This is a genomic window from Micromonospora sp. NPDC047762 (genome assembly GCF_043204655.1).
Taxonomy (GTDB): Bacteria; Actinomycetota; Actinomycetes; order Mycobacteriales; family Micromonosporaceae; genus Micromonospora.
On sequence record NZ_JBIDCQ010000003.1, the window covers coordinates 98,737 to 113,424 of the forward strand.

The 14,688-nt window shown below is 68.9% G+C and carries 10 protein-coding genes; 5 read left to right on the forward strand and 5 right to left on the reverse strand.

The features are described 5' to 3' along the window. The first annotated feature begins 107 nt into the window (after positions 1-107). The gene (locus ACGF3C_RS11365) at positions 108-1,121 is read left to right on the forward strand and encodes a LacI family DNA-binding transcriptional regulator (protein WP_393221067.1); all 1,014 of its coding nucleotides are present in this window, start codon (positions 108-110) and stop codon (positions 1,119-1,121) included. Positions 1,122-1,131: 10 nt separating this feature from the next. Here ACGF3C_RS11365 and ACGF3C_RS11370 read toward each other — a convergent pair whose 3' ends face one another. The 4 genes from ACGF3C_RS11370 to ACGF3C_RS11385 form a co-directional block, all read right to left on the reverse strand. Continuing rightward, the gene (locus ACGF3C_RS11370) at positions 1,132-2,844 is read right to left on the reverse strand and encodes an amylo-alpha-1,6-glucosidase (protein WP_393221070.1); all 1,713 of its coding nucleotides are present in this window, start codon (positions 2,842-2,844) and stop codon (positions 1,132-1,134) included. 56 nt (positions 2,845-2,900) lie between these two features. Then, the gene (locus tag ACGF3C_RS11375; RefSeq protein WP_357232106.1) at positions 2,901-3,725 is read right to left on the reverse strand and encodes a carbohydrate ABC transporter permease; all 825 of its coding nucleotides are present in this window, start codon (positions 3,723-3,725) and stop codon (positions 2,901-2,903) included. Continuing rightward, positions 3,722-4,561 carry a sugar ABC transporter permease gene (locus ACGF3C_RS11380; RefSeq protein ID WP_355006941.1) on the reverse strand — a complete coding sequence of 280 codons (840 nt, stop codon included), beginning with the start codon at positions 4,559-4,561 and terminating at the stop codon, positions 3,722-3,724. Before ACGF3C_RS11380 ends, ACGF3C_RS11375 begins: the two co-directional genes overlap by 4 nt. Positions 4,562-4,708: 147 nt before the next feature. Then, positions 4,709-5,950, reverse strand: coding sequence for a sugar ABC transporter substrate-binding protein (locus ACGF3C_RS11385; RefSeq protein WP_357232100.1), 1,242 nt, complete (start codon positions 5,948-5,950; stop codon positions 4,709-4,711). A gap of 298 nt (positions 5,951-6,248) precedes the next feature. On the opposite strand from ACGF3C_RS11385, the gene ACGF3C_RS11390 reads away from it, so the two are divergent. Next, complete coding sequence (locus tag ACGF3C_RS11390) at positions 6,249-8,084, forward strand: RICIN domain-containing protein (protein WP_393221075.1); 1,836 nt, start codon at positions 6,249-6,251, stop codon at positions 8,082-8,084. Positions 8,085-8,264: 180 nt separating this feature from the next. Further along, positions 8,265-9,845 (forward strand): arabinofuranosidase catalytic domain-containing protein, encoded by a 1,581-nt coding sequence (locus ACGF3C_RS11395; protein WP_393221078.1) that lies wholly within the window; start codon positions 8,265-8,267, stop codon positions 9,843-9,845. An 81-nt stretch (positions 9,846-9,926) separates the two neighbouring features. Here the strand turns inward: ACGF3C_RS11395 and ACGF3C_RS11400 are convergent, their stop codons facing one another. After that, complete coding sequence (locus ACGF3C_RS11400) at positions 9,927-11,261, reverse strand: PHB depolymerase family esterase (RefSeq protein ID WP_393221081.1); 1,335 nt, start codon at positions 11,259-11,261, stop codon at positions 9,927-9,929. Between the two features lie 250 nt (positions 11,262-11,511). On the opposite strand from ACGF3C_RS11400, the gene ACGF3C_RS11405 reads away from it, so the two are divergent. Both ACGF3C_RS11405 and ACGF3C_RS11410 read left to right on the forward strand, forming a co-directional pair. Beyond that, positions 11,512-12,519: a PaaX family transcriptional regulator C-terminal domain-containing protein gene (locus ACGF3C_RS11405; RefSeq protein WP_357208236.1), complete on the forward strand. Its 1,008-nt coding sequence runs from the start codon at positions 11,512-11,514 to the stop codon at positions 12,517-12,519. A gap of 460 nt (positions 12,520-12,979) precedes the next feature. Continuing rightward, positions 12,980-14,437, forward strand: coding sequence for an endo-1,4-beta-xylanase (locus tag ACGF3C_RS11410; protein WP_393221904.1), 1,458 nt, complete (start codon positions 12,980-12,982; stop codon positions 14,435-14,437). Positions 14,438-14,688: the final 251 nt, after the last annotated feature.

Genomic DNA, 14,688 nt, shown 5'->3' on the forward strand with positions numbered 1-14,688 from the left:
AGTTGGCACACGTTGGTCATCGATCGATGAGCCTGAGGACGGATATGCTGGTCAGCGGAGCAAGGTGCGTCCCCGTGTCGGGGCAAAAGTCGATTCGAGGGCGATTGATGAACATCGGGGAGATCGCTCGCCGGGCGGGGGTGTCCCGCAGCACCGTTTCCTACGTGCTCAGCGGAAAACGCAGCGTGTCCGCGGCGACCCGGCAACGGATACAGTCGGTCATCGACGAGTTGGACTACCGGCCGAACGCCAGCGCCCGTGCTCTCAAGGAGGGGCGCACCCGCACCCTCGGGCTGGTCATCCCGCCGGCGAGTCAGCGGTTGACCGACATGCAGCTCGGCTTCGTCGCCAGCGTCGTCGAAGCCGCCGCCCGCCACGACCTCGACGTGCTGCTGTCCCCCTCCGGCGGCGACCATGACCGGTCGTTCGAACGCATCGTCACCGGGCGCCGGGTGGACGGCGTGGTCCTCATGGAGATCCGGTTGACGGATGACCGGGTGACCCGGCTGACCAAGGCCGGGCTGCCGTTCGTCACCATCGGGCGGACCGCCGAGCCGCACGGGATGAGCTGGATCGACATCGACTACGCCGGGCTGATCGCCCGGTGCGTGCAGCACCTGGCCGACCTGGGGCACCGGCACGTGGCACTCGTGAACCGGTCCGCCGAGTTGGTGGCCGCCGGGTACGGCCCCAGTCATCGCGCGCTGACCGGCTTCCGCACGGCGGCGGCCGAGCGGGGGTTGACCGGCGTGGAGGTCTGCAGCGGCGACGACACCGCCTCCGGCGAGGCGTGTATGGAGCAACTGCTCGCGACGCACCCGGAGGTCACGGCGGTGGCCACCATCAACGAGGCCGCACTGCCCGGAATGCAGCGGGCGTTGACCGGCGCCGGGCTGTCCGTGCCACGCGACTTCTCCGTCACCGGAGTCGCCGCGCAGCACTGGGCGGAGGATTTCCGCCCGCCGCTGACCGCCGCCGACGTGCCGATGGTCGAGATGGGCGCCGAGGCGGTGTCGCTACTTCTGGAGATCATCGCGGCTCCCGGCGCCGTGCCACGACACCGCCTCTACAGCCCGCCCATCTCGTTGAGGTCCAGCACCGGCCCGGTCCGGGGCCGCTGATCCGACCCGGCTACCCGCCCCTGACACGCCGCTCCTCCTGGGCGGCGGCGAGGATGAGATAGCTGCTGGCGGTCCAGGTGTAGGCGCGGTCCCGCAGCCCGGTGCCGGTCTCGGCGTCGAAGTTCTCCGCGAAGCCGGACTTCTCACACAGCGCGAGGAACCGCCGACTGATGTCGTCGGCGATCCTGGTCTGCCCGGCCCGGCGCAGGCCGTCCTCGACCAGGACGGTGGAGGGCGCCCAGATCGGGCCACGCCAGTAGCCGTCGGCGAGGTAGTGGGCCGAGTCGGTCGGCTCGGTGGCGAGCCCGTGCGTGGTCAGGTGGGTCTCGACGCCGCGCGCCAGCGCGGCGGCGACCGGGGCCGGCAGGTCGGCCCCGAGCGCGACGGGCATCAGGTCGAGCAGGCTGCGGCTGGCTCGCCGGTGCCCGGTGTGGGGGTCCCGGGCGTGGAAGCGTTCGCCGTCCCACAGGTCGCGCAGCATGGCCCCGTGGATCCGGTCGGCCTCCCGGGACCAGCGGGTGCCGGGCTCACCCAGCTCGGTGGCGAGGTCGGCGAGGCAGCGAAGCTGCGAGACCAGGAACGCGGCCAGGTCAGCCGTCTCGAGCACCCGGTTGTCGTCGAAGGTGGTGGCGTTGTCCCAGCCACTGTCGTTGCCGTGCTGGTAGTGCGGCAGGTCGTGGCCGGGGGCCCGCCGCGCGTCGAGCCAGAACCCGGTCCAGCGGGCGAGCCGGTCGTACGTCTGCGCCAGCGCCGCCCGGTCCGGCGGCTGGGGGAGGCGTCGGCGCAGGTGACGGAGGGCCCAGCCGTGGATGGGAGGCTTGACGTAGTTGTGCAGGACCTCGGAGTGGGTGACCGAGTCGGGGAGCGCGCCGGCCTCGTCCTGGTGGTCGAAGGGCAGCTGGAACTGGTGCCAGGCCAGCTCCGGCTCGCCGGCCGCCAGGGCGATCGCGTTGAAGCAGTGGTCCCAGCTCCACACCTTGTCCATCCAGTGCTTGGACATCAGGACGGCCGGCCGGGTGACGAAGCCCGCCGGGGCGACAGTGGCCGACCACAGGACGTACGCGGCCAGCTCGGCGGCCGGGGTCTCCGGGCCGCGCCAGGGCGCGATCGCGTCGACGAACGCGGTGAACTCCGCGAACCGGTCGCGGCGCAACTGCTCGAAGGTGACGGATCCGGCGTACGGGCGGCGGGCGGTGGCGTACTCCTCGATCGCGATCTCCCAGGGCTGGTCGCCGGAGAGGTCAAGGGAGCGGTCGGCGGTGCCGAGCGCCTGCGTGCCCCGGGTCCGCAGCGGAGCGCCGGAGAGCACCGTGACCCGGTAGCGGCGACCGGTCTCGTACGAGGTGAACACATGTGATCCGTCGACCGGGTCGGCGTACAGGTAGGTGCCGCTGAATGGGGTGAGGGTGTGCGCGGCGGCGGCCACCCGCAGGCCGAGCCGGTGGCCCCGGATCCGCAGGGTGTCCGGCCCGTCGTAGACGGCCTCGATCCGGTCGGCCCCGTTGCGCCAGGTCAGCAGCGCGGGCGTGGCGACGACAGTGGTGCCGGCGACAGTGGGGGTGAGTCGCAGTACGGGGTGCATCCCGGTCTGGTGGGAGACCAGGTGCAGGTCGTCGGCGTACGTCTTCTCGGCTACCACCGGGGAGATGTTGAACCAGGATCCGCGGTAGCTGAACGGGATGTCCTGGATTCCGAACTCCGGACCGGACGGGGCGACGGTCATGGGTGGCGGGTGCCTTTCTGTGGTGCGGGTGGTCGGTCCTGGACCGCGGCGGTTGGTCAGTCCTTGACGGCGCCGGCGGTCACGCCCATCGAGACGTACCGCTGGGCCAGGATCAGCAGTACGGCGGCGGGGATCGAGGCGACGACGGCGGTGGCCATGATGGCGTTCCACTGCTGGTTGTTGTTGCCGATGTAGTGGTAGATGCCGAGGGTGATCGGCTGGTAGTCGCCGCCTCCGGCCAGGGTCGAGGCGAAGATGAAGTCCGACCAGGACCACAGGAACGCGAAGAGCGACACCGTGACGATCGAGTTGCGGCTGACCGGCAGCACGACCGACCAGAAGGTCCGCAGCCGACCGGCGCCGTCGACCACGGCGGCCTGGAGCAGCTCGTCGGGGATGCCGGACATGAAGGCCGTGAAGATCAGGACAGCGAACGGCACCGCGAGCGTCGTGTCGGCCAGGATCAGGCCGGGCAGCGTGTTGAGGACGCCGAGGGTGAGGTAGATGGCGTAGAAACCCATCGCCATGATGATCCCCGGGATCATCTGCGCGATCAGCAGCAGGAAACTCAGCGCCGGGCCGCCGGGTGGCCGAAGCTTCGCCAGCGCGTAGCCGGCGGGGGCCGCCAGCGCCACGGTCAGCACCACAGTGCCGAGACCGACCAGGAAGCTGGTGCCGAGGTACGGCAGTTGCTGGTCGAGCACGGCCCGGTAGCCGTCCAGGGTGCCGTTGACGGGAAACAGGTGCGGAGGGCTGGCCCGCATGTCCTGGTCCCGGGTGAAGGACACATTGATCATCCAGTAGACGGGGAAGAGCATCAGCCCGGTCAGCACCAGGCCGACGCCGGTCTTCCACCAGGCCCGAGGTGTCGAGGTGGTCATCGCAGCTGCTGCCTCCGCTCGATCCGGATGTAGACCAGGCCGGCGATCAGAGCCAGCACGATGAGCAGGTTCCCGATGGCCGCGCCCGGGCCGAAATCGGGCAGCAGGTTGCCGAAGCCGAGCCGGTACGACCAGGTGGCCAGCGTTGCCGAGGAGCCGGTCGGACCGCCCTTCGTCATGATCCAGATGATGTCGAAGACCTTGAGCGTGTAGATCAGCCCCAGCAGCAGCGTGATCAGGGAGACGGGACGCAGCAGCGGGAAGGTGATCCCCCAGAACCGCTGCCACCCCGTCGCGCCGTCGAGCGCGGACGCCTCGTACATCTCGGTCGGGATCGCCTGCAGGCCGCTGTAGAGCACCACCAGGTTGAACGGGATGCCGATCCAGACGTTCGCGATGATCACCGAGGTGAGTGACCAGCCCGGCGAGGTGAGCCAGTTGACCGGGTCGATCCCGACGACGCCGAGCGCCGCGTTGACCAGCCCCGAGTCGCTGTTGAGCAGCCACGACCAGGTCGACGCCGAGACGATCAGTGGCAGCAGCCACGGTACGAGGATCAGTGCCCGCAGCGTGCGCGACAGCGGGAAGTGCTGGTGGAAGAAGAGGGCCAGGGCCATGCCGATGGTGAACTGGAAGGCGAGCGAGGCCGCCGTGAAGACCACAGTGTGGGTCAGCGTCGGCCCGAAGGCCGGGTCGGTCAGGACCGTCCGGTAGTTGTCGAGGCCGGCGAAGGGCGCCCCGCCCTGCACGAACGAGCGGACTGTGTACTCGCGCAGGCTCAACTCGACGTTGCGGTAGAGCGGGTAGGCGTAGAAGGCCGCCAGGTAGATCGTCACGGGTGCCAGGAAGCCCCACGCCATCCATCGGTTGGGCCGGCGGGCACGGGACGGGGGAGGCCCGGATGGGGCGACGGTCGCCGCCCCATCCTGGTCTCGTACGGCAGTGGTCTCGGTGGTGGAGGGCATGGTGTCGGTTCGGATCGCTTACCTGGAGGCGGCGGCGGTCTGCGCGGCGGCCAGGGCCTCCTGTGGCGACTTCCCGCCGCTGAGGGCCGACTGCACAGCGGTCCACAGCGCCTCGGAGATCTTCGGGTACTTGGTGCCGAGGTTGTCACCGGTACGGCCCTTGGCTGCCCGGACCGCCTCCACCCAGACCTTGAGCTTGGGGTCCGCTGTGGCCTGTCGTTCCTGCACGGCGGCGACGGGTGCGACATAGGACAGGGTGGTGTCCGTGGTGAGGAGATTGTCGGCGTTGGTCAGGCAGGTCACGAGCTTCTGCGACGTCTCGTACCGGCCGGTCTTCTTCTGCACCGGAATGGAGACGAACTCACCGCCGGTGGGCGCCGGGGCCGGGCCGCCCGCGCTGGCCGGGATCGGGATCGTGCCGTACGAGAAGCCGAGCTTCTCCGCGTTGGCCAGCTGCCAGGTGCCGTTCTCGGCGAACGCGTAGTCGCCGGTGGCGAACTCCTGCCAACTCGTGGTCTGGGTGTTGTTGATGATGGAGTTCGGGGCGTGGCCCTGCTTGAGCCAGTCGGTCCAGAGCGTCAGCGCGGAGACCGCCTGCGGTGAGTCCAGACTCGTCAGTTGGGCGCCCGATCCCCAGAACCAGGGCAGGAACTGGAAGCTGCCCTCCTCGGTGCCGATCGCGGAGAAGGTGATGCCCTTCTTCCCCTTGGCCTTCACCTTGGTCAGTGCCGCGGTCAGCGAGGTCCAGTCCTTGACGGCGGCGGGATCGACGCCGGCCGCGGTGAGCAGATCCTTGTTGTAGTAGAGGGCGAGGGTGTTCGCCCCGATCGGCACCCCGTAGGTCTTGCCGTCGCTCTGGCCGGCGCCGAGCAGGTTCTTCTCCATCGCCGAGACGTCGAGCTTGTTGTCGTCGGTGGTGGTGAGCGCACCGGCTTCGGCCAGGGTGGAGATGACCGGGTTGTCGACGATCAGGACGTCCGGTGAGTTTCCCTGCTGGGCGGCGAGCAGCGCCTTGTTGGTCAGGTCGGTGGTGTCGTATCCGGTCCGCTCGACCGTCACCCCCGCGTCGGTGCCGCACTTCTTGAGCAGCGCCACCCACTCGGAGTCGTCGGCGAACTGTGGATACGGGTCCCAGACGAGGTAGGCGCCGCCGCCGTCGGCGGCGCCGTCGGTGGACGACGAACAGGCGCTGCCTGTCACTGCGGCGAGAGCTATCACGGCGACGGCGGCCAGGCGCCGCCGACGACTGAATCCGGTCATGTGGTGCCTCACTTCAATCGATCGTCAGGTGGGGTTTGTCGGTTGATCGTCGCGGGTTGGAGCAGCCCAACCATGAGGCGAACCGATTCGACGAATCGGTTCGCCCGAAGATAGGTCTGCCCATGCCCGGGGGTCAAGGGCCGGTTGGGCGCGCCAGAGAGATCGCTGAGAAACACGGTCTTCACCGGAGCGTCACTTCATTGACATCGTTCAGTCCCCGGTCCTACGATCCGTGCGAATCGATTCGCAAGCGCTGCCCTCCGGAGAGCGTCCCCCGCGCCCCACCAAGGAGCCGCCCGTGAAAACCCCGTCCCCCGGCCGGTCACGACGAGCCCGCGTGTTCGTGGCCCGACTCGTCGTCGGCCTGCTCGCCGCCGCTGCCGCCGTCACCGTCGTCCCGTCCCCCGCCCAGGCCGCTGACGAGTCGATCAGCGTCAACTTCGCCACCACGAACGGTGCGCCGACCTACCGCGCCTCAGGCTGGATCTACGGCATGACCGAGAACGCCAGCGGTCCGGCCGACCACTTCTACCGGGACGTCAAGTTCCAGTACATGCGCGCCGGTGGCGCGCAGTTGCCGGGCAGTGGCTGGGTCGGCGGCACCTACGACCGTCGCTGGAACTCCACACTCGCCCAGGCACGTCGCACCACAGCCCTCGGCGGGAAGTTCATCATCCTGCCGCACGACCTCTGGGGTGCCGACGGCGCCGGGATCTCCCGCTTCCCCGGTGACAACGGCAACTGGACCGACTACGACAACTTCCTGACCCGGCTGATCAGCGACGTCCGGGCGTCCGGGCTGTCGGTGCAGTGGGACATCTGGAACGAACCCAACATCACCATCTTCTGGAACCGGCCGATCTCCCAGTACCTGGAACTGTGGCGACGCACCTACCAGCGCATCCGGGCGGAGTTCCCCAGCCAGCTCATCGTCGGGCCGAGTTGCGCCTGCGTACCGTCGACCAACCACACCTTCTGGAACCAGTACCTGGACTTCGTCCGCTCGACGAACACGGTGCCGGACATCATCAGCTGGCACTCGCTGCCCGGTGACCCGGTCGCCAACGTCGCCGCCGCCAACGCCACCCTCGACCCGCGCGGCATCGCCCACCCGCGTCCGTACCAGATCAACGAGTACGGCGCGCCCGACGAGCAGAACCCGGCCGACGGCGCCTGGTACATCGCGCGTCTGGAACGGGCCCGGGCCGACGGCCTGCGGGCGAACTGGGCCAGCGGCGGCAGCCTGCACAACGACCTCGGCAACCTGCTGATCCGTAACTCGGCCGGCCAGCACCAGCCCAAGGGGGAGTGGTGGAACTACCGCTACTACGCCTCCCAGGTCGGTGAGATCGTCGCGGTGACCCCCAGCCAGTCGTACGACGCGTACGCCACGAAGACGGCCGGAGTGGCGAAGGTGCTCATCGGTGCTGGTCGTACCACCGGGAACCTGACCGTCAACCTGCAACGCCTGGACACCACCAGCGGCATCGTGCAGAACAACCAGGTCCGGGTCGTCACCCAACGCATCCCGCACAACGGTGGCGGTGCCGTGGCGGGTCCGGTCACTGTCTCGAACAGCGTGGTCGGGGTGTCCAACAGCAACGCCACGGTGACCGTGCCGTACACCAACCAGACCGACACGTACACCGTCACGCTGCTGCCCCCCTCAGACGGTGGCTTCCAGTCGGTGGCGGTGGCCCAGCACTCGCAGCAGTGTTTGAACAACGCCGGTCTGAGCACCGCCGACGGCAACGTCCAACAGCAGAACTACTGCGACGGCGGTGACCAGCAGCTCTGGAACTTCCTCCCGGTCGTTGGCGTGGCCAACACCTACACCGTTGTCAACCAGCAGAGTGGCAAGTGTCTCGACGTCAGCGGTGTGTCCACCGCCGACGGCGCGGCGGTGCACCAGTGGACCTGCCTCAACAGTTCCAACCAGCAGTTCGCTCTGCGCAAGGTGACCTACTCGGGCAACGACTCGCACGACTACCAACTCGTCGCCCGGCACAGTGGCAAGTGCGTCGATGTCAACGCGGTCTCCACGGCGGCCGGCGCGCTGGTCCACCAGTGGACCTGCAGGGCGGTGAACCAGGGCAGCCCCTTGAACCAGACCTGGCGGCTCCTGGGGCGGTAGTCGTCCCGGGGCAGGTGACGCGCTGGCTGTCGGCACTGGCAGTCAGCGCGTCACCGGACATCACATTCATTGACATAAATTAAACAAAGGTCCTACCATTCGCAGCGATTCGCCATCGCCACCACCCGCCCGTGGCGCGTCGACGATCTCCCGCGCTTCCACGACTCCGAGGAGCACCTCGTGCGAACCCCGTCCCGCAGTGGGTCAGGAACAGCCCGCGACCTCATCCCGAAACGCCAACGCGTCCGACGTCTGACCCTCCTGGCCGGTGCGCTGGCCGGGGTGCTCGTCGTCGTCGGCGTCGGCGTCGGCACCACCCCCGCCAGTTCGCCCTTCGCCGCCAGGGCCGCCGCGGCGGCCACCATCCCGCCCGGGCAGAGCACCCCCATCGTCGGCACGCCGTCCGGCCGCTGCCTCGAAGTGCCCAACTCCAGCACCACGAACGGCACCCAGACGCAACTCTGGGACTGCAACGGTGCCGCCGGCCAGACCTGGACGTGGACGTCGAGCAAGCAGATCCAGGTGTACGGCAACAAGTGCCTGGACGCTTCCGGCCGCGGCACCACCAACGGCACCCAGGTGATCATCTGGGACTGCAACGGTCAGAACAACCAGCAGTGGAACGTCAACAGCAACGGCACCATCACCGGCGTGCAGTCCGGGCTGTGTCTCGACGCCAACGCCGCCGGCACCGCCAACGGCACCAAGATCATCCTTTGGGCCTGCAACGGCGGCACCAACCAGCAGTGGGCCTCGCCGACCACCACGACCCCGCCGCCGACCAACCCACCGACCGGCGCGCGCCCGTGCGACATCTACGCCTCCGGCGGCACCCCGTGCATCGCGGCGCACAGCACCACGCGCGCGCTCTACGAGGCGTACGCCGGCAACCTCTACCAGGTCCGACGCTCGTCGGACAACACGACCCGCAACATCGGGCTCACGGGCACCGGCGGCACCGCCAACGCGGCGACGCAGGACTCGTTCTGCACCGGCACGACCTGCGTGATCACCGTGGTCTTCGACCAGTCCGGGCGCGGCAACGACCTCTGGTACCAGGGGTCGAGCGTCGTTCCGGGCTCCCCGCAGAGCAGGCCGGCGATCGCCACCTCGGAGTCGCTGACCGTGGGCGGCGCGAAGGCGTACTCGCTCTACATCAACCCGGGCAACAGCTACTGGCGCGACGGGCACCTCACCGGAGTGCCGACCGGCGCGGCGCCCGAGGGCATGTACATGGTCACCAGCGGCACCCACGTCAACAGCGGATGCTGCTTCGACTACGGCAACAGCGAGACCACCCGCAAGGCCGACGCCGCCGGGGCGATGGACGCCATCAACTTCAGCAAGCAGTGCTGGTTCGGCGGCTGCTCCGGCAGCGGCCCGTGGGTGCAGGCGGACCTGGAGTGGGGTCTCTTCCCGGGCGGCAGCAGCTCCTGGAACCCGAACCAACGCTCGTTCGCCAGCAAGTTCGTCACCGCGACGCTGAAGAACAACGGCACCACCCGGTTCGCCATCAAGGGCAGCGACGCGCAGGCCGGCAGCCTCTACACGCTGTACGACGGCTCGCTCCCGCCGGGATACAGCCCGATGAAGAAGCAGGGCGCGATCATCCTGGGCAGTGGCGGTGACTGCTGCAAGCCCGACGGCGGTGCCAACCTGAGCGCCGGCACCTTCTACGAGGGGGCGATGGTCGCCGGCTATCCGTCCGACGCTGTCGAGAACGCCGTGCAGGCCAGCGTGGTGACCGCCGGTTACCGCTGATCCTGACCACGCCGTACGAGTCGTGCGCCGGTCACCACCTCGTGGTGACCGGCGCACGCTCGCGTGGACGTCGACCCGGTCTCAGGCGACGGTGCAGGACGCGCCGTTGAGGGTGAACGAGGACGGTCGGGCGTTGTTACCGCTGTGGTTGGCCTGGAAGCCGAAGCTCACCGAGCCGTTGGCGGGGATGCCGCCGTTGTAGGCGACGTCGCGGGCTGTCACCTGCCCCGAGTTGGGCGAGTAGGTGGCGTTCCAGCCCGAGGTGATGGTCTGACCGCTGGGCAGGGTGAAGACCACGGACCAGCCGTTGACGGCGCTGGTGCTGGTGTTCGTGACGGTGATGTTCTCGGTCAGACCGGTGTTCCAGGCGTTGATGGCGACCGTCACCCGGCAGGCGCCGGAGGCCGGCGGCGGCGTGGTCGGGGGCGGGGTGGTGGGCGGCGGGGTGGTCGGGGGCGGGGTGGTCGGGGGCGGTGTCGTGGTGTTTGTCAGTCCGAAGAACGCGATGGCGGACGCGGCCATCCCTCCGGAGGGCAGGCTGTGCCCGGCACCCTGGATGCTGTACGCCTCGACCTGGACGGTGCCGCTGCTGTCGGCGTACCGGCGCCGGTTCCAGTTGGCCTGGGGCGTGTCGGTGGAGGTGGGTGTCTGGCTCAGCCCGAACACGTTTGTCCACTGCTCGATCGTCTCCTGCAGCAGCGAGTACGGCACGAGCGTGTCGCTGGTGCCGTGCCACAGCTGCACCCGCGGCCGGGGCCCGGAGTAGCCGGGGTACGCCTGGCGCACCGCGTCGCCCCACTGCTGGGGAGTCCGGTTCATGTTCCCGCCGGTGCACTGGCTGCTGCCGGGCGGGTAGTCCGCCGCGTTGGCGAAGCAGTTGTACGGCACGCCCATGAAGGCGGCGCCGGCCTTGAACACGTCGGGATAGAGGGCCAGCATGTGGTTCGTCATCATGCCGCCGGATGAGCTGCCGGTGGCGTAGACCCGCTCCGGGTCGGCCGAATACTGCTGTTGCACGTACCGGATCATGCTGATGATCGACACCGGGTCGCTGCCCCCACCACGCCGCTTGGCGGCGTCCGACCAGGTGTCGAAGCAGTTGCCGAAGCCGGCCTGCTGGGTCGCGGACGGGTAGATCACGATGTATCCGTACCGGTCGGCCTGGCTGGCGAACTCGCTTCCGGAGTAGAAACCGGGGCCGGACCCGCCGCAGCCGTGCATCGCCACCACGACCGCTGGCCGGGCCGGGCGGTTGTCCGGCACGTAGACGTGCATGCGCATCCGGCCCGGGTTGTCGCCGAAGCTGGTCACCTCGGTCAGTGACGCCGCGTACGCGGGCCCGACCGTGGGAGCCACCAGGCCGGCCGCGACCAGTGACGCGGCCAGCGTGAGTAGCAGTTTCCTTCTGATTTTCACCGCACGACTCCTTCGATTGCCTGTGCAGGCTGGATTGGTCGTGCGATCCGGTTGCGGGTCTGCCCGACTCCCGCGGTGATCGCACGATGCCCGCTACCTGTGGTTCGCCCAGCCCGGCTTCGGATGGCGTCGCGTGGCAATTAGTGTTCCCCCCGGACCAACAAGTGTCAATCGAGGAATCTCTATTTGCGGTGGGTCGCGCCCGTCCGTCTACAGTCGTCATACCGTCCCCGAGGAGCACGGAGCGCCTGTGGCAAGCCTCTTCGACATCGACGAGATCTATCCGGACGATGGCGACCACCCACTCCGGCTGCCCCGCCGGCAGGTCGGCAACTCACCCCAGGGCGTCGCGGTGACCCTGTTGGCCGACTACACGCTGCGGACCCGGGTCGCCCTCCCGTCCGCTGCCATCGTCGCGTTGCTCGCTGAGACCGGCGTGACGACGGCCGGAGCGCGGACCGCGATCAGCCGGTTGGCCCGCCGTGGCGTGTTGGAGGGCAGTCGGCTGGGGCGACGCAGCTCCTACCGGCTCAGCCGCGCAGCCGCCGCCAATCTCTCCGCCGGAGGCCACTGGATTCTCGCCTCCACCACCTCGACGGGCCGGTGGGACGGTAGCTGGACGATCGTCGCCTTCTCGCTGCCGCAGGACCGCAGTACGCAGCGCCGGGCGCTGCGGGCGCAACTTCGGTGGCTCGGTTACGCGCCGCTGTACGACGGGCTGTGGATCTCGCCGCAGAAGTTGACCCCTGCGGCTCGGGCCCAGCTCGACCAGCTCACCCTCGGCGCGGTCACGGTGTTTCGTGGGCGGCAGACCGCGCTCGCCTCGACCATTCACCGTGCGCCGATCGAGGCCTGGGACATCGAGGCGATCAGCCGGAGCTACGACGCGTTCCTGCGTCGTTGGACGCCACTGTTGCCCGCCGTGGCGTCCGGGCAGGTCGACGGTGCCGCGGCGGTGCGGGCCCGGACCGAGGTCATGGACACCTTCCGACGTTTCCCGGTCCTCGACCCGCAGCTGCCGGTGGAACTCCTTCCACGGGAGTGGCTCAGGCAGCCGGCGCGGGAGCTGTTCGAGGCCGTCTACGACGGCCTCGCCGCACCCGCCGAACGACACGTCCGGGCGGTCGTCGAGCGGTTCGCCGACGCCGCCCAGCCCGGCATCGAGGCGCACACCACCGCCGACCTCGTCGCCGGCATACGCGCCGATGCCGACCCGGCGCAGCCGTCTGCGAGTGCCACGGCCACCGGGTGTTCGTGAGCCGTTGGGCAGCCGCTGTCGGGTGGCGACTGTGAGCGATAACAGGATTGCCCTCTGAAGCGGTCCGGGTGGCGCGGTGGTAAGACTCGTCAGCTGGTCGCGCGGCGGTTGAGCACTGTCGCCCTGGGCGTTTGGTACCGGGCGAAACGCGGCGTTCCGGGAGATCGGCGTGAACGGCCCGTTACGTCTTGACGAACGGCATGTTATCGCTCACTCTCGATATAGAGGACGATCGCTGTCTCGGCTCACCGGGCGAGCCGTACCGATCGGCCCACCGATCACGACGTCCGCAAGGGCATGCGGACGTCACCTCGGGACCCGGCAGGCGCCGGCGACAGCCCTCTCGGACTGTGCGTGCTGATGCCGGGCGGCCAGGAGGACCGCCCCGATCAGCTGTTCCGAGCGAAGTGGCACATCACCACCACCGATGCAACCACTGAAAAGGAACGCCATGAAACCCATGAGAACGATGCTGGCGGCGGCGACCATGGCCGTCGCCCTCACCACCGGTATGACGGTGGCGCTGACCCCCGCATCCGGTGCCGGCACGACCCTGAAGGCGGCCGCCGCCGAGAAGGGCCGCTACTTCGGCGCGGCTGTCGCCGTCGGCAAGCTGTCGACCAGCGCTTACACGACGATTTTGAACCGTGAGTTCAACAGTGTCGTGGCCGAGAACGAGATGAAGTGGAGCTCGACCGAGCCGCAGCAGGGCACCTTCACCTACTCCAGTGGTGACCGCCTGGTCAGTCACGCGCAGGCCAACGGCATGAGCGTGCGGGGTCACACCCTGTTGTGGCACGCGCAGCAGCCGGGCTGGGCGCAGGGCATGTCGGGCAGCGCGTTGCGCAACGCGATGATCAACCACGTCACCCAGGTCGCCACGCACTACCGGGGGAAGATCTACGCCTGGGACGTGGTGAACGAAGCGTTCGCCGACGGTGGTTCGGGTGGGCGGCGTGACTCGAACATGCAGCGCACCGGCAACGACTGGATCGAGGCGGCCTTCCGGGCGGCGCGGGCGGCGGATCCGGGTGCGAAGTTGTGTTACAACGACTACAACACCGACGGGGTCAACGCGAAGTCGACGGGCATCTACAACATGGTGCGGGACTTCAAGTCCCGTGGCGTGCCGATCGACTGCGTGGGTTTCCAGTCGCACCTGGGCACCTCGCTGGCCGGTGACTACCAGGCCAACCTGCAGCGCTTCGCCGACCTCGGCGTGGACGTCCAGATCACCGAGCTGGACGTGATGACCGGCGGCAACCAGGCCACCATCTACGGCGCCGTCACCCGCGCCTGCCTGGCCGTCTCGCGCTGCACCGGCATCACCACCTGGGGTGTACGGGACTGCGACTCGTGGCGTGGCTCGGACAACGCGCTGCTGTTCGACTGCAACGGCAACAAGAAGGCCGCGTACACCGCCGTCCTGGACGCCCTCAACGGCGGCTCGACCCCGCCCACCACGCCCCCGCCGGGCTCCGGCGTGGACACCAGCGCCTGGTACGTGTTGTTGAACCGCAACAGCGGCAAGGCGCTGGACGTGTACGCCTCGGCCACGAACGACGGGGCGCGGATCAGCCAGTGGTCGCGCAACAACGGCGTCAACCAGCAGTGGCAGTTCGTCGACTCGGGGAGTGGCTACTACCGGGTGAAGTCCCGCAACTCCAGCAAGGTGCTCGACGTCAGCGGCTTCTCCACCGCTGACGGCGGCGCGATCGTGCAGTGGTCCGACCTCAACGGCACGAACCAGCAGTTCCGACTCGCGAACTCGACCGACGGCTACGTACGTCTGATCAACCGCAACAGCAACAAGGCGGTCGAGGTGCAGGGTTCTTCCACCGCCGACGGCGGAAACATCGTCCAGTACGCCGACTGGGGCGGCAACAACCAGCAGTGGCAACTGGTCCGGATCGGCTGACGACCGGCGCCATCGACCGGGGGAGCGGGAGCTGCCGGCTGCTCGGGATCCGGCCGGCGCCCGCCCCCGGCGAGGTGTGACCAGTGGCGGCCCGCCCCATCCGGGGCGGGCCGCCGTGACCGTCAGGTCGCCGCTTGGCGTGACCGCGCAGATCGATGGCAATCGTTTGACGTATGACGTATCACCCGCTAATTTTCACCCCGCGGGCCACCCGGCCACCGGGAGCCAGGACGTCGTACCGCGCAGTTCGG

What these genes read in the sequence shown, in the direction of transcription:
- ACGF3C_RS11365 (WP_393221067.1), top strand. Translation starts at nt 108, where the DNA reads ATGAACATCGGGGAGATCGCTCGCCGGGCGGGGGTGTCCCGCAGCACC.
- ACGF3C_RS11370 (WP_393221070.1), bottom strand. Translation starts at nt 2,844, where the DNA reads ATGACCGTCGCCCCGTCCGGTCCGGAGTTCGGAATCCAGGACATCCCG.
- ACGF3C_RS11375 (WP_357232106.1), bottom strand. Translation starts at nt 3,725, where the DNA reads ATGACCACCTCGACACCTCGGGCCTGGTGGAAGACCGGCGTCGGCCTG.
- ACGF3C_RS11385 (WP_357232100.1), bottom strand. Translation starts at nt 5,950, where the DNA reads ATGACCGGATTCAGTCGTCGGCGGCGCCTGGCCGCCGTCGCCGTGATA.
- ACGF3C_RS11410 (WP_393221904.1), top strand. Translation starts at nt 12,980, where the DNA reads ATGAGAACGATGCTGGCGGCGGCGACCATGGCCGTCGCCCTCACCACC.